Genomic DNA, 16840 nt, shown 5'->3' on the forward strand with positions numbered 1-16840 from the left:
CCATGAGCCTGGTCCTGGTCGACGCCGGGTTCGGCGGTACCGTCACCGACCCCGACAACATCCCGTGGGTCGACATCAGCAGGTACGTGGACCTGGTGACGGGCGTCAGCATCCAGCGCGGGGCGTCGGACGAGCAGTCCGACATCCAGCCGGCCACGTGCTCGATGACGTTGAACAACCAGGACGGCCGGTTCACCGCGGACCTGTCGACCAGCCCGTACTCCCCGAACGTCGTGATGAACACGCCGATCAGGGTCAGCGTCGCCACCATGGACGCGCCGTCCGGGTCGGCGCCCTGGGCGCTGTCCAAGCTGTGCGACGACTTCGACGACGACCGGATCAACACCGCCCGGTGGACCGTGGCCGGTTCCGTGACCGAGACCGGCGGCCGGATCCGGATCCCGGCCGCCGCGGGCGTCACGTCCAGCCTGACGTCGACCAGGCAGTGGACGCTCACCGGGTCCTTCACCACAGTGCGGGTGTCCACCGCCCCCTCGCCGACCGGGGCCAGCACGTGCACCGCCTCGTTCATGGTCAACGCGGTGACCGCAGGGACCCGCATCGGGTTCATCGTCAACACCGTGGCCGGCACGCTGCAGTGCCGGTCGGAGGTCGGCGGCAGCGACGGCGGCGCAACGACGGACACCTGGGATCCGCTCGGGTTCCAGTACCTGCGTATCCGCGAGATCTCGGGCACCGTCTACTGGGAGGCCAGCGGCGACGGCTACGGCTGGTTCGTCCTGCGCAGCGCCAGCACCCCGTCGTGGGTCGGCACGAACCAGGTCACGCTCCAGCTGGCCGCGACCCGCACCGGCGGCGCCACGACCTTCGCCGAGTTCGACCTCGTCGGTGCCGTCGTCCACCCGCGGTTCTGGGGGATGGTCAACGAATGGCCCAACGCATGGAAGGGCCTGCAGTCCACGGTGTCCATCACGGCGACGGACATGTTCAAGTGGCTCAACCTGCAGCCCTCGCTCCGCAGCATGCTGGCCGAGGAGATCCTGCGCGACGGGCCGCTCGCCTACTACCCGCTCAACGAGCCGGCCGAGTCGACCAGTGCGGGCGACCTGGCGGCCGGCGGGGCGGGCCCGCTGGCCACGATCCAGGCCGGTTCCGGCGGCACGCTCACATTCGCCTCAGCATCGGGACCGCCGGCCACCGGCGACCAGGCACCGGTGTTCACCCCGGCCTCGGCCACCGCGGGCAAGTACCTGCGCGGCGATCTCGGCGACACCTTCTTCGACCTGTCCGTCCACGCCGGGCAAGTCGGCTACCTCTTCTGGGAGTGCTGGTTCTCCACCAGCACCACGGACCGGATCATGTTCGCGCTGTCCAGCAAGAACAGCGAGTGGATCAGCAAGTGGATGCTGGAGTCCGGGACCGGGAAGCTGAAGGTGGTCAACACCCCGGGGTTCGGGGCGACCCCGATCACCTACGTCATCCCGACAGCGAACCTCGCCGACGGCCAGCTGCACCACATGCTGTACGACCAGGCGGCATCCGCGTTCTGGATCGACGGCGTGCCGGTCAGCAGCCCGCCCGGTGTCGGCGCGCTGGTCGACCTGCGGACCCTGTCCGTCGGCGGCTACAACGGCACCCAGTTGTGGAGCGGAACGATCGCCCACCTGGCGTTCTACTCGCCGGCCCTGTTCGCCGGTGACCTCACCGACCACTATGACGCCGGGTTCGACGGGTACGCCGGCGAGCCCGCGGACTTCCGTATCGAGCGCCTCGGCTACTACACCGGTCTCAGCACCGCCACCGCGCTCGGCCAGACCTTCGACCCGATCGCCAGCCAGGGCACGGGCGGCGCCCGCGCGCTGGAGATGATGAAGCAGGTCGAGACCACCGAGGGCGCGAAGCTCTTCGCCGACCGCGACTGGGCCGGCGTGACTTTCCAGAGCCGGGACCTGCGGTACAACCCGACGCCGGAGGTGGAACTGTCCTACGGCGACCTGGAGACCGACGACATCGAGGGCAGCCTCGACGACCAGAAGATGGTCAACACCGTCGTGGCCAGCCGCCCGGGTGGGGCGACGCAGCGCGTGGTCGACCAGGCGTCCCGCGCCCGGTACGGGCCCGTCGAGAGGCAGCTCGACATCCTGAAGACCAGCGACAACGCCGTGCTCGACGCGGCGAACTGGCTTGTCAACCGGTACGCCAACCCGCACGGCGAGATCCGCGAGGTGCCGATCGAGGCGTACTCCATGGGCACCGCGACGTACCGCGACCTGCTCGACCTCGGCCTGTCCGGGATCATCACTGTCACCGACCTGCCGGCCCAGTCGCCCACGCCCGAACAGACGCTGTTCATCGAGGGCTACACGGAGACGATCTACGTCCGCCGGCACCGGATCCAGTTCCACACCAGCCGCTCGGTCAACGACAGCGTCTGGGTCCTCGACGACCCGCTCTACTCCGTGCTCGGGTCGACGACCCGACTCGCCTACTGAGGAGGGGCCCCGTGGTGAACATCCCCGTGGTGCGGGCGGAGGCCTACTACCTGCCGCCGCCGCGCCGCCGCGCAGATTCCTGGGACGCGGTCCCACCGGCCGAGCGGGTGTGGCGCTGGTACGAGCTCAAGGTCCAGCGCAGGATGCAGCCGCCCGCGGGCATGCTCATTGGCCAGCGACAGTGGGCGCGCATCGACCACAACCGCTGGGTCAGCGACTGCCCGTGCGGCTCCGCGCAGGTCGTCACTCCGGCCGACCGCCGGTTCGCCTGCCCGGAGTGCGGCTACGGCTGGATCGAGGTCGTCTTCCCCGAGGACGTCGACGCGGTCGAGGCCTCCGTCGCAAACGACATCCCGTCCGAGCGGAACTGGTGGAACCCCGACGACCCGAACCCGTGGAACCGACCCCCTGACACGGAGGTGCCGCAGTGACATTCGCACCCCGCACCTGGGTGGTAGGCGAGGTCGTGACCGCGGCCTACCTCAACGCGGAGATCCGCGACCAGATCAACTCCATGCTCGCAGCCTGGACGTCGTACACCCCGGCCTGGACCGCCGTCACCACCAACCCGACGATCGGCAACGGAGCCATCGGCGGCCGGTACATGCTGATCGGCCGCACCTGCCACTTCGCCCTCGAAGTCTCCATGGGGTCGACCACGGCGTTCGGGTCCGGCGCCTACTCCCTCAGCCTGCCCTTCGCGTCGGCCGCGGGCGTCGGCCGCATCGCCACCGGCCAGGCCGTGAACAGCACCGGCCGCGGCGACCTCACCTGCGTCATCGCCAGCGGCAACAGCGTCGTCAACCCGTTCGCGCCCGGCGCCTCCTCATCGATCACCAACCAGCTCACCAGCTCCGGCATGTTCGGCGGCGCCTGGGCCAACGGCTCCCTGATCCGCATCAACGGAACCTACGAAACGAACTGAGGACAACGTGGCCATCCAGCAGACCGTCACCAACTTCGGCGGCACCCAGGGCCTGTACCGGGTCCGCATCAACGACCGCGGCGCGGACGGCGGCAGCAACTACGACGTCACCATCGGCGACCTTCCTGCGTACATCGACCCGGCCGGGATCGCCCAGGCGCTGAAGGCGTTCGGCGAGGCACTCGCCGAGGCCGGCCAGGCGCGGCTGGTCTCCATCACCCGCATCACCGCCGAAGAGACCCCCATCGACCTGTAGCCATCCCGCCCACCGCCGCCCCCGTGCCGCCGGCTCGGGGGTTCTTCTATGCCCGGGAGGGCTCATGGCTCGCATGCCGGGCGCCACATGGCGGCCCGTACCGAACTGCACCAAGGGCGGCCAGGAAGCCGTCTACGGCGCCGTCCTGCACATCATGGCCGGCACCCTCGACGGCTCCGACTCCTGGTTCCGCAACCCCAAGTCCGAGGCCTCCGCGCACTTCGGCGTCGGCAAGGACGGCCGCATCTACCAGTGGGTCGACACCGCCGACCGCGCCTGGGCCCAGTCGTCCGGCAACCGCACGTGGCTGTCGATCGAGCACGAGGGCCAGGGCGGCGACGCCCTCACAGCACCGCAGCTCGCAGCGACCGCACGGATCATCGCGTGGATGCACGCCACCCACGGCGTGAAGCTGCAGATCGCCGACTCGCCGACCGGCCGGGGCATCGGCTGGCACGGCATGGGCGGCAGCGACTGGGGCGGCCACTACGACTGCCCCGGCACCCCCATCAAGAACCAGCGGTCGGCCATCATCGCCGCCGCCTCCGGCACTCCCCAGGAGGACGACGTGACCCCCGAAGACATCGCCAAGATCGCCGCGGCCACCGCCACGAAGCTCATCGCGGGCGGCGGTGTCCTGGAGACCAGCGACCTGGACCGCATCGCCGCCAAGGTGAAGCCACTGGTCGCCACCCAGCCGGTCGCGCTCACCGACGCCCAGGTCGCCGCTCTCGCCGCGAGCCCGGTCCTCGCTGAGGGCATCGCCGAGCGCCTGGCGCAGAAGCTCGCGGACCGCCTCGCCAAGTAGCCCCGCCCCGCGCAGCCGCGCGCCGCGGCCCCTTCTCGCAGAAACGGAACCCCCTATGTCTATTCCCAGCTTCAACGGCTTCGGCCGCACCGCCGCGACCTATGCCCGCGACCTGGCGGAGCGCGTTGTCGCGACCTTCCTCCAGGCCTTCGTCAGCGCCCTGGTGCTGACCACGCCGTTCGACGTGAGCATGTGGCAGGCCGCCGCGATGGGCGGCGTCGCCGCGGCCCTGTCCCTCGTGAAGGGCCTGGCGGCGAAGGTCTTCGGCGACCCGAACAGCGCGTCGCTGTCCCCCAAGGTCTGACCCCGTGACGCCGCAAGACCCGGGCGTGTACATCAGCTCGGCGCAGATGTACCAGGAGATGAGATCCCTGCACGACGCCGTGACCCGAGTCGAGATCAAGGTCGACGGGTTCCGTGACGACAACAAGGCCATCACCGATCAGGTCGGCGACCACGAGACGCGCCTGCGCCGACTGGAAGCGTCGCGCTGGCCGCTGCCAACGATCGGTGCTCTCGCCGGTGTGGCCGGTGTGGCTACGGCCGTCTTCTCCCTGCTCCAGCACTGACTGCGCCCCCGCTGTCCTTCGGGACGGCGGGGGCGCTTTCGCGCGTCCTGGGTCAGCGGCGCCAGGGCCGATCGTCGCGCTCGGGAAGCCCTGCCGCCTCCAGGTGGCGCGAGCTGCGGGCCTTGCGCCAGGCGTAACGCGTTGCTGAACCGGCGCCGATGGTGACGACGAATGCGAGAGCGACGTCGGCAAGGCCGGTGCGGAAGCCAGCGATGATGCCGGTGATGCCGGCCAGGGTGAGGAGGCCGAAGCCGAAGGCGAGCAGCGTCCAGAGCGCGGTCTTCATGACGGAACGTTAGAGCCGGCCGCGCCGGGCTGTCAGCCCTTTGTGCTCACTCTCAGGGCTTGGGCAGCTGGGTCACGAACGTCCCGATGCCGGGCTGCATCTGGGCCAGCCCCGATGCGCGCAGCTCCTTCAGGACCCGGCGGGCAGTCACCTCGCCGATGCCCCACTCCGCGGCGATCTGCAGGACACCGGGCAGGCGCTCGCCGGGCGGGTACACGCCCTCGGCGATCCGCTGCTCCATGGCCGCGTAGACCTGCCGCCACCTCGGGATATCTGGTTCCCAGTCCATCTGATCATGATGTGCGAGGTGTGCCCGGTCTGCGAGATGACCTCGGCTACCTACCCCATCGGACCTACCGGACCCATCGGACCTGTCCTACGCTGGCAGAAGGAAGCCCCGCAGCCGCTGTCACGGCCCGGGGCACGGTCGACCGGATAGGGGGCCGACATGGCTCACGGTACCGCCCAGCACAGCCCGCGCGTAGCCGCCGGACTCAACGCTCTTGAGGGCCGCGCACAGCGCGCCCACCGCCTCTACCTTGAGCACTCGCAGGCCTGCGACGACTGCGGCCACGGCAAGACCCGCTGCACCGTGGCGACCGGCCTGTGGGTCGTGTTCACCGAGGCCCGGGACAGCGAACGGTGATCCGGTTCTGCATCGTCTGCAACAGCCTCATCGAGGGCGACGGCGTACCGGTCGACGAGACCAGCGTCATGTCCGGACCCGGGATCACCATCTACGCCCACCGCGAGCACGCGCACCTGGTCGAGCGGAACAGCGCCGGCGCCGCGCTGCTGGCCCGCATTCGTGCCCGGCGGGCTGCCGCGTCCTGAGACTGCCGTTCGCCTCTGGCGCCGATCGGAGACGGACGGCAACGGGCCCCCACCGCAGGGCTTTGGCGGTGGGGGCTTCGTCATGTCCGACCATCCAGCCCGTTACGGCTAGACGTTGAGGTAAGTCGTCCACCCCGATACCGTTACGGCTATGCGTAAAGGACGGTGCCGCCTCTGCGGCGCAGAAGATCTCGACGTCGTCGTCTTCGTCGCGGGCGGCATCAAGTACCCGAAGCAGCGTCGATGGACCGCGACCCGCTTCACCATCTGCCCCTCCTGCTACCGCGAGGGCCCGACGCCGGGTGCCGAAGGGCACGTCCGGCGGATCCAGTGGCGGGGGGTCGTCGGCCGGGGCGACCTGCTGCCGCCTGCACCCTGCGTCCACTGCGGCGTGCAGGTGATCCGGAACGCCGACGCCCTGCTGAAGCGAGTCACATGCTCCGACGCCTGCTCGGTGTCCCTTACCCGTATCCGTAACGGGAACAGGGGGAGTGGCCAGCCGTGCGAGGGATGCGGCGAGCCGATCACGACCGGGCGGGCCGACTCCCGCACCTGCTCGCCCGCCTGCCGACAGAAGGCCTACCGACGCAGGAAGGCTAACGCGTAGCCGTAACACACTCGGGGGCTGGACCATTTCCGAGGGTCCTCGTAAAAGGCGCCGGCCGGCCCCCACCGTGTCGAGCCGGTGGGGGCCTCCTGCCGTCCAGCAGCGAGGGCTCCGCCCAACGGGGGGCGAGCGGAGCCCTCTATTCCCAACAGTAGCCCCGCGCCCCGAGAGGCCTGCATCGGGTCCCCGGTCTCTACGGCCGGGCACGAGCTTGGCCCCCGCCACGTCATTGTGGCGGGGGCCGACTTACGGGCAGGGCCCCGCTGGGGGATGGGAGCGAGGGCCTGCCACGAACGACCCTGGCACCCGCCCGGCACGCCCGCATCCTGGGTGCCGCCAAGGGGGTGAGCGGCCCCGCCCACTGCCTCCTGGCGCAAGGGAGCGGGACCGCACCTCCAGGATGCGCCACCCAGTGGGCTCGCGCTGGAACGACCGCGGCCCCCCGTCGCTTCGCCGCGACGGAGGGCCGACCCACTGGCGAGAGTGCTCGCACCCCGAGCCTGCCCTGTCTTCCCGGGAGGCGCGAGCGGAGGGCGCTCAACGGGTGACGCGGGGCGTCTGGCGCGGCCCCTCCGTGGAGGAAACAGGGCCGCGCCGGACCTCTTCTCCGGGCGCCCCCGCCGCGCGAGCAATGCGGGCGGGGTCGCTCTTCCAGGATGCGCCTGGGTCTGGCCGTCCGCATGGCGAAGGCCGGCGCTCGCCACAAGCGCCGGCCTTCTGCTGTCCGCACCCGAGCTGCCAAGCGTTGGATGGGGTCTCCAGGATAGGGCCGGGGGCTGACACTGGGGGGCCGATGCGGGACAATGTAAGTGCAGGTCAGCCCGCCTGTGGATCTACCCGGTTGCGTGAGCGATGCGTGAGCGGAGGTCCCGCCGGGACCCGGAATTACCGGAGTCTCCCGGATGGCGAGACCCGCCGACCTGGGGCTTTTGGAGCCTCCCGGAGTAGCCGGAGCACCCCGGACCTGAACCCGCATTCTTGTAAAGCGAAGGTCGTCGGTTCGAATCCGACAGGCGGCTCCAGTCGTTGAGCAGCGCAAACGCCCCGGACCACGATCGGTCCGGGGCGTTTCGCGTTCGCGGGTGACGGCAACGGGGGCGGTTGCTCGCGATTGAGGCGGCGCCGGAGCAAGCGGGCCATGTCGCTGATGGCCTCACGTTGTGTGTCCGATGTCACGTGCGTGCGGGCGTCCATCGCCGGTCGTCCTGATCTTGCAGCACCGCGTTCACCCACGAGGGACGCCCGGTCGACGTCAACGAGATGACCCTGGACTCTGCCGCGCACATCCTCGACTACGACTTTGACGCGTAGTTTCGATCGCCCTGGCCTCACGCGAGCTCTTCACGGTCCGGGGAGGCCGAGCCACCGATGCGACCCGAACGAACGAGGTCAACCTTGCCGAACCGTCCCGGAACGACCGGCGGACCCGCCACTCCCGAGAGCCCCGCCGGACAGGCGGATGCCCCAGTGCCCGGGTCGGTGTCCTGGATCAGCCCCGTAGAGGCTCCCCCGGGGCCCGGGGACAAGGCGAACGACTATGACCGCTTCGCCGAGGCGTACGCGGCGGAGAACGAGACCAGCCTCATCAACGCCTACTACGCGCGCCCCGTGATCGTGGACCTGGCCGGCGACGTGGCGGGCCGTCGCATCCTCGACGCCGGCTGCGGCGCCGGCCCCGTGGCCGAGGCCCTGCGCGAGCGGGGCGCGGTCGTGGCCGGCTTCGACTCCAGCGCCGGGATGCTGGCGCTGGCCCGGAAGCGGCTCGGCGACGGCGTGGTGCTGGAGCGCGCCGAACTGGGCGGCCCACTGCCGTTCGCCGACGCCGGATTCGACGATGTCGTCGCGTCCTTGGTTCTGCACTACCTGGAGGACTGGACGACGGCCCTCGCCGAACTTCGGCGCGTCCTGAAGCCCGGCGGCCGCCTCATCGTGTCCGTCAACCACCCCTTCGTCAGTCAGATGGTGGCACCGCGCGGAACCGACTACTTCGCGACCCGCTCCAGCTCCGAGATGTGGGAACTCGGCGGCGCCAGACACCTGATGACCTTCTGGGACCGGCCCCTGCACGCGATCACCGACGCGTTCACCGCGGCAGGCTTCCGCATCGACGTCATCAGCGAACCGGCCCCGGCGCCCGGCGCCCGCGAACGATTCCCGGAAGTCTTCGCGGAGAAGCAGTCGGGCAAGTTCCTGTGCTTCCTGTTCTTTGTTCTCACGAAGGCCTGACCTTCGCCCTGCCATCGGGGTCGCCCCTCGGCGGGGCGGTGGGCCGGGTCCGCGGGGTTGTCGACGCGGACGGCGGGTGGAAGCCGTCGACGCGTGGGCCCCGGATGTGTCATCGGCGTTCGGAGGCCGGTGCGGGGAGCCCGCCTAATTTTCTGCGTGCACACAGACATAGCGGGGGCGCCGCGCGGACGTCATGAAGGGCAGCAAGCCCGCCGAGGAAGATCCCGGAACGACACGAGAAGGTGACGATGGATGCCGAGGGCCAGGAGAACTTCAGACAGTTCGTGGAAAGCAGGTCGTCCGCGCTGCTGAGGACCGCCGTCCTGCTCAGCGGTGGCGACCGGCACGCGGCCGAGGATCTGCTGCAGAACGCGCTGATCAAGGCCGCGGGACGATGGCACCGCATCGAGGAGCCCGAGGCGTACGTACGGCAGATCCTCTACCGGCAGCAGGTGAGCCGTTGGCGGCTGAAGTGGCCGCGGCGCGAACTGAGCGTCCCCGAGCCGCTGGACAGACCCGCGCGTCACGGCGCCGACGACGACGGTCCTGGCGCGGCCGACCTGCGCATCGTCATGCGCGCCGCGCTGGCCCGGCTCACCGCCCGTCAGCGGACCGTCCTGGTCCTGCGCTATTTCGAGGACCTTCCCGAGGCCGAGGTCGCCCGTCTGCTGGACTGCTCGGTCGGCACGGTGCGGTCCACCACGCACCGCTCCCTGGCCCGGCTGCGGGGCATGACCCCCGAACTGGCCGCGCTCGGCGCCGTGGACGCCGAGCGGCAGCCGTCCCGTGACTTCTCGCCCGCGGAGGTGCGTCCGTGAACGTCGATCAACTGGTGCGTGACACGCTGCGCGAACAGGCCGCCGAACAGCCGGCGCTGGGACCGGGCTTCGCCGAGCGCGTGCTGACGGTCCGGCGCCGCCGCCGGACCCGGACGCTGGCCTCCGTCGCCGCGGCCACCGCCGCCGTGGTCGCCGTCGCGGTGGCGGTCCCGCTCCTGGACAACGGCAAGCACGGCGTGCGTCTTGCGAACTTCGTCGCCCATCCGGACCAGACGCCGCCACGCGACCTGATCGCGGCGGGGGACGTCGCACTGGCCGCGTACTACACCTGGGACTCCGCCAAGCAGACCGACGGCCGTGAATACGCCGTCCGCACCTACCGACTCCTGGACCAGAAGACCGGCACGTACGTGAAGGCGCCCCAGTGGTCCCGTGTCGCCGTCGCCTCCGGCATGCGGACCGCAGCCGTTCTGGAAAGGAGCCTGCCCGCCCGACGGATCGGCCTGCTCGACCTGCGCACCGGCGAGGTCGAGCGCTGGATCCCGGTCGATCACGGCGTCGCCGAAATCGCGTTCTCGCCCGACGGCAGCAAGCTTGTCGCGACGGCGTACAGCAAGAACCCCGACCTGATGCGGGAGAAGGCGACGCGCGACATCAACGGTAACGGCGACAGGGACTGGTTGCCGCCGACCAGCGTCACGACGAGCCGGACCGGTTTCTACGTCCTCAACGTGGCCTCCGGGAAGAAATCCTGGAGCGAGGGCCCCGTTGTCGGCACGTTCGGCGACGGGTATTTCGCCTTCAGCACCGACGGCAAGCTGCTCCACTTGGACCGGGATTACTTCGACTTCGCGGGCAAGCAGGTCTTCCCACCCGCGAACGATGCGAACGTGCTGTGGCGCGATGAGCCGGGGGTGTCCCCGGACGGCAAGTTCATCGGGGGCTCGTATATGGGCCCCGGCTTCAACAAGCACGCCAGCTCCGGGCTCTACGACGCACGTACCGGCAGGCCGCCCACCACAGGGCGCTTCGTGCGCGGGTACAGGTTGCTTGCCTGGGCCGACGACAAGCGGCTCATCGCCTGGGACGTCGCACATGACTCGACGGAACCGGTCCGCGTCAGGCACCGGCTCGTGCTCGTCACGATGGGAAGGGACGAGGTAGTACCGCTGAGCGGTCTCAGCGAACTGAGCGACGGTGGGAACCCGAGCTGGACCCCGGTCCTCGCCAGACGCTGACTGGGCGGCCCACGTGGCGCCCGAAGCGACGACGGGGTGCCCGGGGGGATCCCCGGGCACCCCGCTCGCGGTCGGGTCAGGACGTCACTTGACGGTGATCTGAGCCGTGCCCGTGACGCCGCCGCTGGTCACCGTGATGGTGGCCGTGCCGGCGCGGTGGGCCCGCAGGTGGCCGGTGGTGGGGTCCACCTCGGCGACCTTGGTGTTGCTGGAGGACCAAACGTGGGACGCCGGGTCCGCGATCGGCATGCTGAGCGGGGCGATGTTGTCGCCGCCGGTCTGGAGGCCGGTCGCGGTCAGGGTCACCTCGTCGTTGCGCTCCATCGGCGCGGTGGGCGCCGTGACGGCGATGGACGCCAGGGAGGGCTCGACGGAGTACTGCAGGTTGCCGTCGGTGCCGATGCGGATCAGGCCGAAGTGGTAGAAGCCGCCCTGGTCCGCGGGGGCGTACGCGGGCATGCCGAGGTCCGCGAAGGCGAACTGCGGGATGCCGCCCTGAGCGGCGGTGACGCTGTGGCCCTCGGGGTCGAGGATCTGCTCGGAGAAGCCGCGCGCGTGGCCGTACATCATGATCACGTGCTGGGCCGGGTGCGACTGCTGGAACTTCTGCACCAGCCGCATGTACATGCGCGCCTCCCAGCGGTCCGTGAACTGGCTGTTCGCGGCCGGGTGGGGGTCGTAGGCGGGCATGTGGGTGACGACGAGCACGTCCTTGGCCGTGGCGTCCGTCAACTGCTGGACGAGCCACGGGTACTGGGCGCCGGTCGGGTCCTGGAACGGGTCCGAGGACTGCAGGCTGCCGTGCGAGTTGTCGGTGACGATCAGTCGCGCGGCGCCCTGGGTGTAGGCGTAGTGCGTGTCACCGAAGGTGTCGCTGTAGTTGCCGTTCTCGGAGTCGGCGCCCTGCGTGATCTCGTGGTTGCCGACGATGTCGCGCTCGGGGATGCCGAGGGCGTCCATCTTGGACTTCGCGAACTGCAGGTCGGCCAGCTTGCCGTCGTCGGCCATGTCGCCGAGGAACTGGGCGGCGTCCGGGTGGGCCTGCGGGCTCAGGGCGGGCAGCCGCTTGGCGATGGAGTCCATCACGTTGCTGCTGACCGAACCGGGGTCGCTCGCGAGCATGTGCGCGTCGTCGCCGGCGAGCAGGGTGCTGCCGCTCTTGGCGAAGTTGTCCGCGTTCTCCTCGAACTTCAGCCAGGACGGGTTGTCCGGGATCGCCTTGTAGTCGGGGACCGTGACCGGTCGCGGCGAGTACAGGGCCTGCAGGCCGGAGACGTTGAGCGTGCCGCTGTAGGCGGTGCTCGGGCTGATCGCCAGGAAGTCGATGAAGCTGATCGTCAGCGGGAACTGCATGCCGGCGGGCAGCTGCGCGACCGCGAGGTGCCAGCCGTTCCAGGTCACGAACGTCGGGTACAGCGTGGTCGACGAGCCGTTGACGTTGATGTACTTCTCGGCGAGCTCGATCCCGTTGCCGTCGCCCTTGATCCACACACCGATGCCGGTGGGGACGTGACCGCCGTTGGTGTCGGTCTTCAGGGTGACGTTGGGGGACAGCACCAGCTGCTTGACGCCGGAACCGGCCGGCATCGAGTAGTCCAGGCGCAGCGACGCGGACTCGGTGGAGCCCGGCGGGACGACGCCTTGCTCGGTGGACAGGGTGGCCGGCTTGCCCGTGGTGTTGTTGCTGAGGCGCCACACGCCCGTGCTGTTCATCGGGTCGATGGTCTTGCTGACGCTGCCGACCGCGACCGAGGCGGTGGCGGTCCGGCCGCCGACCTTGGCGGTCACCTCGGCGAGGCCGCCGTTGTTGGCGTCCGCGGTGAAGACACCGTGCGCGTCGACGGTGCCGAGCGAGGACGGGCTGACCGTCCACTCGGCCGCGTCGGCGGAGATGTCCGTGGTGCGGCCGCTCTTGACGGTGCCGGTCAGGGTCAGCTGCTGGGTGCCGCCGTTGCCCATGTCGACGGTGCCGGGCGACAGGGACAGGTCCTTGAGCTCGGCGGCGACCTCCAGCTTCTCGGAGGTGGTGCGGCCGTCGCTGGTGGCGATGACCTCGCCCTCACCGCTGGTGTGCGCGGTGAGCCTGCCGTTCTCGTACGAGGCGAGCGACGCGGGCTCGACGCGCACGTCCACGGTGCCGGTGGTCGGGTTGGCGACCTTGTCCGTGGCGTACACCGACAGCGGGATGGTGCTGCCGGGGACGGTGGTGATGCGGTCGCCGCCGTTCACGACGACCTTGTGGGCCTCGCCGGCCTCCTTCTCCGTGGAGTAGAAGAAGATGCCGTTGGCGACCGGGCGCTCGGTGTTGCCGGGCTGGTCGGACGGGGTGTTGACGACCTCGGTGCGCGTGGCGCCGGGGGCGCGCACGGCCATCGTGGTCGAGCCGCCGCCGTCGAAGAGCATCGCGGTGTCGGCGCCGTGGGCGACCATGTAGCCCGCGACCTGGTCGCGGGTCACGCCGAAGGCGCGGGTGGCGCCGCCCTGGCCGTCGACCGCGACGACGATGGCGTGCTTGCCGTCCTTGGTGATGCCGACGGCGGTCTCCGGGTTGGCGCCGCCCGGCGGGGTGCCGGTCGGGTCCTTGTAGACCTTGCCGTCCTTGACCAGCGTGTCGACGCCGCTGACCAGCTGCGTGACATCGTTGTCCGGGGACAGCCGCGTGGTGATGCCGACCGTGTCGCCGGTGTGCAGGTTCGCCGACAGCCAGGTGCCGCCGGCCCCGCCGCCGAGCAGGCCCAACTGGTCCTTGCCGAGCTGCGGGAGGGACGTCACGCCGGTCTGCACGCTGTCGACGGTGAAGCCGCCGTCGGCCGAGTGGCCGAGCACCAGGGTGCCGTTCGCCAGACCCGTGGCGGCGCCGAGGTCGGAGGTGACCTCGGTGATGCCCCCGGACGTCAGGTCGCCCACGGTGTTGACCGAGGTGAGCGCGCGGGTCGCGGCGCCGTCCGTGATGGTCCCGGAGAAGGTCTCGGGGCCCATCACCATGGAGCCGTCGGGGCGGATGCCCAGCTGCGAGGCGAAGCCCGGCTTGGGGCTCTTCAGCAGGCGGCCGTCGGTCACCACGCCGCCGAGCGGACGGCCGCTCGCGTGGATCTCGAAGTAGTCGCCGTTGACGCCCGCGACCGCGTGGGTGCGGTTGGCCATCGACGAGACGGTCTCGTCCGCCGGGTTGGTGAGGGTGTCGCCCGCCTCGACCATGCCGACCCGCAGGTTCGGGTCGGTCAGGTCGGCGCTCAGCACCTGGACCTGCTGGCGGCCGCCGACGGTGTCGTAGGTCTCGCTGTAGTGCTCCAGACCCTGGGTCACGGTCTCGCCCGGGGTGCGGCTGTAGTCCACCACGAGCGGCCAGTTCTCCGGCGTCTGCGGCAGCCAGTCCGGCGTGGCGGCCCGGTCCTGCGCCGCCCCGTCCCCGGAGGTTCCCGAGGCGGTGGCGGCACCGGTGACCGAACCGGCCAGAGCCAGCGCCAGCGCGGTGACCACCGCGGTGCGGCGTGCGCCGGCTCCCACGGATCTCTTCCCGCGAAGTGTCATTGCGTGTGTCCTTATGAGTGTCCTGCCGGTCGAACACCGGCTCGCGTACACACGACACGCACAGGGCGAAGGAGAGATGGCCGATTGCGGTTTTTCAGATGACCCACAGGAGTGGCATGTCTATGGATTCGGTCAAATATTGGCCGGATCCGTGTGTGTCCGCGCCCCCGTACCACACGGTGCGGTACGGGGGCGTGGAGCGGGTCGGCCCGGTCGCGGCTACCAGGCGGAGGGGGCCGGCGGGACGACCACCGGCGGACGGTCGTCGCAGGTGATGGTGTTGGGCAGCTCCCAGGAACCGAGCCAGGGCCCGGTCGTGCCGCCGCCGTCGTTGCCGCCGAGGTCGTTCAGCGTGAACTCCGAGCCGGTGGCGGGGAAGTTGAACGATCCGCAGTTGTTCACCCCGACCGCGCCCACATTGCGGGCGTCGACGTTCTCGAAGGACGCGGAGCCGGCGGCGCGCGCGCTCACCACGGAGGTGCCGGTGCCGTCGACCCGAATGTCCTTGAAGTGCACGTTGCTGATGGAATAGGCGTCCTTCACCGGGAAGTCGGAGACCAGCATGATCGCGTTGTAGGTGTTGTCGAGGAAGTGGTCGCCGGTCACGCGGATGTCGGCGTCGATGGACTTCTCCAGCGCGTAGAACCAGATGGCCCCGAGCCCGATGTTCCAGTTCAGCTCGTAGGTGCCCGCCCGCACCGTGGTGTTGTCGGTGATCCGCAGCTGCCCGGCGAACGGCTCCGCGCCGAAGCGGGAGCCCACCTGGAGGGCGCTGCCCTCGCGGACCGGGTCGGCGATCAGGTTCCCGGAGACCGTGTTGTCCGTGCCGCCGTAGATCGCGATGCCGTTGGCGAGCACGGGGGACTGCACCGTGTTGTGGTCGAAGGTGTTGCGGGCGTTCGCGGTCTTCTCCGACCACATGGCCAGCCCGTCGTCACCCGAGTTGCGGACGAAGTTGTCGCGGACCACCGAATCGGTCACGCCGGTGTGGAAGTTGAGGCCGTCGGCGATCTGGTCGGTGATGACGTTGCCGGTGATCCGCAGGTTCGACATCGGGCCGTCGAACCACATGCCCACCTTGGTGTGGTGGATGTACAGGCCCTCGATCGTGGAGTCGGAGAGCGCGCCGCCGATGCCGTTCACCTGGTCGGTGTCGATGCGCTCGCGGACGTCGCCCTCGATCGCGAAGCCCGACAGGTGGACGTCGTGGCTGCCGCCGGCCGAGGCGTCCTTGCCGTAGAAGCCGACCCCGGTGTGCACCGATCCGTCGGGCGCCGGGGTGCCGAGGGCGACCTCCTTGCCCTTGATGACGGTGTACCAGCTGCCGGCGCCCTCGATCGTCACGTCGTCCACCACGATGTGGCGATTGACCTGGTACGTGCCCGGCGGGATGTAGACCTTCAGGTGCGCGCGCCGCGCGAAGGCGATCGCCTTGTCGATGGCGCCCGCCGAGTCACGCCGCCCGGTCGGGTCGGCGCCGAAGGCGAGCACGTTCGCGGCGACGAGGGCGATCCGCGGGGCGCCCACCAACTGCGAGTCCAGCAGGTCGACCGTCGTCGTCACGGCCCCGGCGCGGGCGGGGACGGTCAGCCGGATCTTCTCGCCGGCCTTGTACGTCCGGCCCAGCAGCAGGCGCTGCTCGTCGTAGAAGTGGTTCGGCCGGAACGGCTTGCTGATCACCGGCGCCGGGGTGGTGGCGTTCGGCACGCAGCCGCACTCGGTGATCCACCAGTCGTCGTGGAGCAGCCCGGCCTGCGGGTCGTTGGAGAACGGGTACTGGTTGTAGAGCCAGGCGTACTGCGAGGTGAGCGTCATCGTCCGGCGGCCCTGCCCGCCGGCCGTCACGTCGAGCGGCGCGGTGATGCCGCCGCCGCCCGGCGCGTCCGGGATGCTGTAGCGCACGGTGATCGCGTTCGCGGCACTCGGGAGGGTGAACTCCACGTACTGGCCGCGCTCCAGGGTCACCGCCTTCCGCCCGGAGGCCTCCGCGGGGAGGGTGTAGGCACTGCGGCCGCCGATCACCGTGCCGTTCGTCGCGGCGTTCTCCGCCTCCTGCTCCGCGAACCCCGGGTCGGCGCCGCGTCCGGCGACCAGCGCCGGATCCAGTGCCGCCCGGGTCACCACGGGGCCGGCGGCCTTGGCCGCGCCGGTGCCCGCCTGCGCGGTCCCGCCGAGCCCGAGCCCGATCCCGGCCGCCGCGGCGACCACCGCGACCGTTCTTCGCCAGGTGTTCCTGCTCCTGCTGCTCCCTGCCATCCCCAGCTCGTTTCTCTCGTAGGCGCGACCGCCCTGGACGTGCGAGGCGGAGCGGACGTCGTGAGGTGAGGC

16 protein-coding genes and 1 pseudogene are annotated in these 16840 nt (G+C 70.4%); 13 read left to right on the forward strand and 4 right to left on the reverse strand.

Translation table 11 applies throughout. The features are described 5' to 3' along the window. Positions 1–2 precede the first annotated feature (2 nt). From ABZ883_RS26470 to ABZ883_RS26500, 7 genes are all read left to right on the forward strand, one after another. The gene (locus ABZ883_RS26470; protein ID WP_360910222.1) at positions 3–2453 is read left to right on the forward strand and encodes a hypothetical protein; all 2451 of its coding nucleotides are present in this window, start codon (positions 3–5) and stop codon (positions 2451–2453) included. 11 nt (positions 2454–2464) lie between these two features. Further along, entirely contained in the window at positions 2465–2884 is a 420-nt protein-coding gene (locus tag ABZ883_RS26475; RefSeq protein ID WP_360910224.1) for a hypothetical protein, read from the forward strand. Beyond that, the gene (locus ABZ883_RS26480) at positions 2881–3378 is read left to right on the forward strand and encodes a hypothetical protein (protein WP_360910226.1); all 498 of its coding nucleotides are present in this window, start codon (positions 2881–2883) and stop codon (positions 3376–3378) included. Before ABZ883_RS26475 ends, ABZ883_RS26480 begins: the two co-directional genes overlap by 4 nt. A 7-nt stretch (positions 3379–3385) precedes the next feature. Then, positions 3386–3634, forward strand: coding sequence for a hypothetical protein (locus tag ABZ883_RS26485; protein WP_360910228.1), 249 nt, complete (start codon positions 3386–3388; stop codon positions 3632–3634). 64 nt (positions 3635–3698) lie between these two features. Continuing rightward, positions 3699–4442 carry a peptidoglycan recognition family protein gene (locus ABZ883_RS26490; protein WP_360910230.1) on the forward strand — a complete coding sequence of 248 codons (744 nt, stop codon included), beginning with the start codon at positions 3699–3701 and terminating at the stop codon, positions 4440–4442. A gap of 55 nt (positions 4443–4497) precedes the next feature. Then, positions 4498–4746 (forward strand): holin, encoded by a 249-nt coding sequence (locus ABZ883_RS26495; protein ID WP_360910232.1) that lies wholly within the window; start codon positions 4498–4500, stop codon positions 4744–4746. Positions 4747–4750: 4 nt separating this feature from the next. Next, positions 4751–5011, forward strand: a complete 261-nt coding sequence (locus tag ABZ883_RS26500) for a hypothetical protein (protein ID WP_360910234.1) — start codon at positions 4751–4753, stop codon at positions 5009–5011. Between the two features lie 52 nt (positions 5012–5063). On the opposite strand, the gene ABZ883_RS26505 is transcribed toward ABZ883_RS26500, so the two are convergent. Next, positions 5064–5297: a hypothetical protein gene (locus tag ABZ883_RS26505; protein WP_360910236.1), complete on the reverse strand. Its 234-nt coding sequence runs from the start codon at positions 5295–5297 to the stop codon at positions 5064–5066. Positions 5298–5349: 52 nt separating this feature from the next. Next, complete coding sequence (locus ABZ883_RS26510; protein WP_360910238.1) at positions 5350–5586, reverse strand: winged helix-turn-helix domain-containing protein; 237 nt, start codon at positions 5584–5586, stop codon at positions 5350–5352. A gap of 159 nt (positions 5587–5745) precedes the next feature. Between ABZ883_RS26510 and ABZ883_RS26515 the strand changes: the two genes are divergently transcribed. From ABZ883_RS26515 to ABZ883_RS26540, 6 genes and pseudogenes are all read left to right on the forward strand, one after another. Further along, positions 5746–5943 (forward strand): hypothetical protein, encoded by a 198-nt coding sequence (locus ABZ883_RS26515; protein ID WP_360910240.1) that lies wholly within the window; start codon positions 5746–5748, stop codon positions 5941–5943. After that, positions 5940–6131 carry a hypothetical protein gene (locus tag ABZ883_RS26520; RefSeq protein ID WP_360910242.1) on the forward strand — a complete coding sequence of 64 codons (192 nt, stop codon included), beginning with the start codon at positions 5940–5942 and terminating at the stop codon, positions 6129–6131. The genes ABZ883_RS26515 and ABZ883_RS26520 overlap by 4 nt, the downstream gene beginning before the upstream one ends. Before the next feature lie 1819 nt (positions 6132–7950). Further along, positions 7951–8049, forward strand: a pseudogene (locus ABZ883_RS26525) (GntR family transcriptional regulator); the annotation flags it as partial. Between the two features lie 156 nt (positions 8050–8205). Next, the gene (locus ABZ883_RS26530) at positions 8206–8964 is read left to right on the forward strand and encodes a class I SAM-dependent methyltransferase (RefSeq protein WP_360910244.1); all 759 of its coding nucleotides are present in this window, start codon (positions 8206–8208) and stop codon (positions 8962–8964) included. Between the two features lie 248 nt (positions 8965–9212). Continuing rightward, positions 9213–9782: a SigE family RNA polymerase sigma factor gene (locus ABZ883_RS26535; RefSeq protein WP_360910246.1), complete on the forward strand. Its 570-nt coding sequence runs from the start codon at positions 9213–9215 to the stop codon at positions 9780–9782. Next, the gene (locus ABZ883_RS26540; protein ID WP_360910248.1) at positions 9779–10981 is read left to right on the forward strand and encodes a WD40 repeat domain-containing protein; all 1203 of its coding nucleotides are present in this window, start codon (positions 9779–9781) and stop codon (positions 10979–10981) included. The genes ABZ883_RS26535 and ABZ883_RS26540 overlap by 4 nt, the downstream gene beginning before the upstream one ends. A gap of 84 nt (positions 10982–11065) precedes the next feature. Here ABZ883_RS26540 and ABZ883_RS26545 read toward each other — a convergent pair whose 3' ends face one another. Together ABZ883_RS26545 and ABZ883_RS26550 are read right to left on the reverse strand one after the other, a co-directional pair. Beyond that, on the reverse strand, positions 11066–14488 hold the full coding sequence (locus ABZ883_RS26545) for a phosphodiester glycosidase family protein (RefSeq protein ID WP_360910251.1): 3423 nt from the start codon (positions 14486–14488) through the stop codon (positions 11066–11068). Positions 14489–14731: 243 nt separating this feature from the next. Beyond that, complete coding sequence (locus ABZ883_RS26550) at positions 14732–16768, reverse strand: glycosyl hydrolase family 28-related protein (protein WP_360910253.1); 2037 nt, start codon at positions 16766–16768, stop codon at positions 14732–14734. Positions 16769–16840 lie beyond the last annotated feature (72 nt).

The organism is Streptomyces sp. NPDC046977, from assembly GCF_040644455.1.
GTDB lineage: Bacteria > Actinomycetota > Actinomycetes > Streptomycetales > Streptomycetaceae > Actinacidiphila.

Coding starts and splice junctions, on each gene's coding strand:
- ABZ883_RS26470 (WP_360910222.1), top strand. CDS start 3: ATGAGCCTGGTCCTGGTCGACGCCGGGTTCGGCGGTACCGTCACCGAC.
- ABZ883_RS26495 (WP_360910232.1), top strand. CDS start 4,498: ATGTCTATTCCCAGCTTCAACGGCTTCGGCCGCACCGCCGCGACCTAT.
- ABZ883_RS26550 (WP_360910253.1), bottom strand. CDS start 16,768: ATGGCAGGGAGCAGCAGGAGCAGGAACACCTGGCGAAGAACGGTCGCG.
- ABZ883_RS26535 (WP_360910246.1), top strand. CDS start 9,213: ATGGATGCCGAGGGCCAGGAGAACTTCAGACAGTTCGTGGAAAGCAGG.
- ABZ883_RS26510 (WP_360910238.1), bottom strand. CDS start 5,586: ATGGACTGGGAACCAGATATCCCGAGGTGGCGGCAGGTCTACGCGGCC.
- ABZ883_RS26505 (WP_360910236.1), bottom strand. CDS start 5,297: ATGAAGACCGCGCTCTGGACGCTGCTCGCCTTCGGCTTCGGCCTCCTC.
- ABZ883_RS26515 (WP_360910240.1), top strand. CDS start 5,746: ATGGCTCACGGTACCGCCCAGCACAGCCCGCGCGTAGCCGCCGGACTC.
- ABZ883_RS26490 (WP_360910230.1), top strand. CDS start 3,699: ATGGCTCGCATGCCGGGCGCCACATGGCGGCCCGTACCGAACTGCACC.